The 3,670-nt window shown below is 74.8% G+C and carries 3 protein-coding genes; 1 reads left to right on the top strand and 2 read right to left on the bottom strand.

Annotated features, from left to right (window positions below; translation table 11 throughout):
- The first annotated feature begins 153 nt into the window (after positions 1–153).
- Positions 154–1,377: an SGNH/GDSL hydrolase family protein gene (locus CCN72_RS32850; RefSeq protein WP_086811873.1), complete on the top strand. Its 1,224-nt coding sequence runs from the start codon at positions 154–156 to the stop codon at positions 1,375–1,377.
- Here CCN72_RS32850 and CCN72_RS32845 read toward each other — a convergent pair.
- Both CCN72_RS32845 and CCN72_RS39805 read right to left on the bottom strand, forming a co-directional pair.
- Positions 1,355–2,344 carry a helix-turn-helix transcriptional regulator gene (locus CCN72_RS32845; protein WP_085567190.1) on the bottom strand — a complete coding sequence of 330 codons (990 nt, stop codon included), beginning with the start codon at positions 2,342–2,344 and terminating at the stop codon, positions 1,355–1,357. The two genes, CCN72_RS32850 and CCN72_RS32845, sit on opposite strands and share 23 nt — an antisense overlap.
- A gap of 434 nt (positions 2,345–2,778) precedes the next feature.
- A complete protein-coding gene (locus CCN72_RS39805) occupies positions 2,779–2,925 on the bottom strand; it encodes a hypothetical protein (protein ID WP_161216553.1) in 147 nt (48 codons plus the stop codon).
- Positions 2,926–3,670: the final 745 nt, after the last annotated feature.

Below are 3,670 nucleotides of genomic sequence, written 5' to 3'. Positions count from 1 at the left end.
GTCGTAGGCCCCGCGCCCTGCACCCCCGTGTCGGCACCTCCCGCCCGTCGCCCATTGGGCCGACCGGGTGGAATCGCGGCCGACTTACGGCGATGCGGGTCGCCGCTGTGGCACGGTCACCTCCGGCGGAACACGGGGAAGGGCGGGCGCGCAATGGGCAAGGTGAAACGGGTCCTCACGGTCCTGCTGCTGGCGCTGGCCCTGCCGGGCACCCGGGCCACCGTCGGCGTCGCCGCCGCACCCGGTGCCGTCCACACCGCACCGCGCTGGAGCGGCAGTTGGGAGACCGCGCCCTCTGGGACCAGCGCCGCGAGGCCCGGCGCGGCCATCCGCAATGTCGTCCGGCTCAGCGTCGGCGGCACCGCCGTACGGGTCCGGCTCAGCAACCGGCTCGGCACCGCGCCGCTGCGGCTCGGAGCGGTCACCGTGGCACTGCGCCGGGCCCAGGGGCCGGACGCCGCACCCGGTACCCTGCACGCCGTCACCTTCAAGGGCGCACGCACCACCACGGTTCCGGCGGGCCGAGACATCGTCAGCGACCGGGTGCCGCTGACCGTGCCGGACGCCGCCGACCTCCTCGTCACCGTGTACACGCCCGAGGACGACGGCCGCGCCACCTACCACGCAAGCGCCCTCCAGACGAGCTACGTGGCCCCCAAGGGCGCGGGCCATGCCGATGACACGAGCGGGTCGTCGTACAAGACGATCATCAAGTCCTGGTACTACGTGACCGGCGTCGACGTGCTCGGCCGTGCCACCGGCAGCGTCGTGGCCTTCGGTGACTCCCTCACCGACGGCACCGGATCCACCCCCGACACCGACCGCCGCTGGCCCGACCGGCTCGCCGCCCGGCTGCGCGCGCACGGGCTCGGCGTCCTCAACGCCGGGATCAGCGGCAACCGGCTGCTGCACGAAGGCACCGGACCCAGCGCCCTGACCCGCCTCGACGCCGACGCGCTCGACCGGGCCGGGGCGCGGATCCTCGTCGTCTTCGAGGGCATCAACGACATCAAGGGCCTGCCCCCGGCGAACGACCCCGCCGCCTACGCCGACGCCTACCGCACCCTCGTCTCCCGCGCCCACGCCCGCGGCATCCGGGTCGTCGGCGTCACCCTCACCCCGTTCCGCGGCTACGCCGCCTACACGGACGGCCGCGAGGACGTACGGCAGCGGGTCAACGCCTTCATCCGCACCGGCGGCGCCTTCGACGTGGTCGCCGACGCCGACGCGGTCGTCCGCGACCCGGCCGCGCCGACCCGGATCCGCCCCGCCTACGACCCCGGCGACCATCTGCACTTCACCGACGCGGGGATGGCGGCGGTTGCGGAGACGGTGCGCAAGGCGCTCGGCGGGATCAGTCCGGCCGGCCACGGGTGACCCAGCCGCGCTCATAGGCGTGCCAGCCCAGTTGCAGCCGGGTGGTCACCCCGGCCAGCTCCATCAGCCGCTTCACCCGGCGCTGCACGGTACGCAGGCCCAGATCCAGCTGCTTGGCCACGCTCGCGTCGGTCAGCCCGGCCAGCAGCAGCGACAGCACCTCCAGATCGGTGCCGTCCGGGCCGTCCGGCACCTCCTCGGCCGCGCCGTCCGTGTTCAGCCGCAGCGGCAGCGCCTCCCGCCACACCGACTCGAACAGCCCGGCCAGCAGCTCCAGCAGACCGCTGGCGTGCACCACGAGCGCGGCCGGCTCCGCGCTGTGCGAGGTCAACGGCACCATCGCGAGCGAGCGGTCGGCCACCACCAGCTTCGTCGGCACCCGGTCCGCCATCCGCACCCGCTCGCCCCGGCCGAGCGCCTCCGTCAACCCGCCGAGCGCCTGCGGCAGATCGAGCACCGCGCGCTCCACCACCACCCGGTAGCGCACCCCGCGCCCGGCCGCCTGCTCCTCCGCCTCGTTCTCCGGCGCGGTCACCGCCACCGGGGCCCCGGTCACCAGCGCGCACACCTCCTCGGCGGCGCCCAACTGCAACTGGAGGAAGCGCTGCGCGACCGCCGAGGCGCCGGTCACCACCTCCACCAGGTCGTGCACCGCGGGCTCGGCCGCCGCCGCCCGGTACTCCCGCGCGAGCAGCGCCGCGGCCAGCTCCGCCCGCTCCAGCTCGTGCCGCTGCCGGGTGAGCAGCGCGCCCAGCGCCACCGCGGGCGGCGCCGCCACCCAACGGCCGGGCCGTGCCGAGGAACGGGCCGCGAGCCCCTGCCGCTCCAGCCCCTGCAACGCGCGCTCGGTGTCCTGCACCCCCAGCGTCAACCGCCGCGCCAGATCGGCCACATCGGCCGCGCCCACCGCCACCAGCGCCCGGTACGCCGCCTCGTGCCGGTCGTCCAGGCCTATCGCCGTCAGCATCGCCCGCCGTCCCTCCCCTGAGTACGCCCCGAGCGCGTACAAGCCACCTGAATGCGCGGCGTCCCGTGGCGCGGCCGTCCGAGAACAGGCCGTCACGGCGGGCCGTGGCTGGCGGGAACCGGCCACGGCGCAAACCCGCCACCGCCATCATCGTCGTATCACAGGTGCGTCTGCCAAGGTGGGGCTCGGTACGGCGGCCATCGGTGCGCCGTGATCCGGCCACCCGGCGGGTGGCCGACACAGTCCGGTCCGCGAGGACCGAGCACGCCGTCGGGCGGTCCCCCCGTGGGGGGTGGGACCGTCCGGCGGCCGTTCACCTTTTCGCGGCCGGAATTTCCCGATGCCCCGTTTTCCGCGCGCCCGCGTGGTGACAATCAGGGCATGAGCCAGCAGGGGGGAAGGCCCACCGCCCGTCCCGAGGACGACTGGTGGGGTCAGCTGTACGACGACGCCACCGGGGACACGGGCCCGACGACCGCGCCCGACTCCCTGGACGACCGCTTCACCTCGGCCCGGAACACGGTCCGGGAGAGACCGGGCCAGAGCGCCGCCCAGGCACCGCCGCCCGACGATTCGGCCACGGACGCGGTCCCGTCCCGGGCCGACGCCCCGGTTCCGTCCGAGGAGACGGCCTCAACCGGGCTCCGGGAAGCGCCTGCTGGGGTGACCCTGCCGGACGCCCCGTCCCGGGCCGATGTTCCCGGCGCGCGTGACGTTTCGTTTCCGGCCGATGACGAGGCTTCGTCGGATGTCCGGCGGCCGTTTGGTGGCTTGGTCTCGGAGCCGGATGTCCCGCCTCGGGTCGGTACTTCGGGGTCGTGTGGTGCCCCGGCCGTGTCCGGCGATCCGGTCCTGTCCGATGCCCGGCGGCCGTTTGATGACTCGGCCTCGGAGTCGGATGTCCCGCCCAGGACCGGCACTTCGAGTTCGTGTGATGTTCCGGTCCTGACCGACGATCCGGATCCGTCCGACGTCCGGCGACCGTCCGATCTCGCGGCCCCGGCGGATTCCCCGTCCCGGCCCGACGCCCCGGGCGGGCCCGGTGTTCCGGCTCCGTCCGATGGTGCGGCCTCGTCCGGCGTTCGGCGGCCGTCCGATGTCGTGGCTCCGGTGGACGGTTCGTCCTGGGGTGATGCCCCGGGCCATGCGTCCGACGCTCCGGAGCCGTCCGGTGGTGCGACTTCCACCGGCGTCAGAAGACCGTCCGACGCCGTGTCGCCGGTCGATGCCCGGCCCTGGGGCGACGTTCCGGGTTCGCCCGACGGCCCGGTCCCGGCCGCTGCGACGACCCCAACCGATGGACCTGGACCATCCGTTGCTCCGGAT

The organism is Streptomyces murinus (assembly GCF_002154555.1).
Classification (GTDB): domain Bacteria; phylum Actinomycetota; class Actinomycetes; order Streptomycetales; family Streptomycetaceae; genus Streptomyces; species Streptomyces murinus.
The sequence above is the reverse complement of the archived record's forward strand: the minus strand, read 5'-3'. Positions and strand labels throughout refer to the sequence as shown.

Excerpts from the sequence above, each read along its gene's own strand:
- CCN72_RS32845 (WP_085567190.1), bottom strand. The coding sequence starts at position 2,344 with ATGCTGACGGCGATAGGCCTGGACGACCGGCACGAGGCGGCGTACCGG.
- CCN72_RS32850 (WP_086811873.1), top strand. The coding sequence starts at position 154 with ATGGGCAAGGTGAAACGGGTCCTCACGGTCCTGCTGCTGGCGCTGGCC.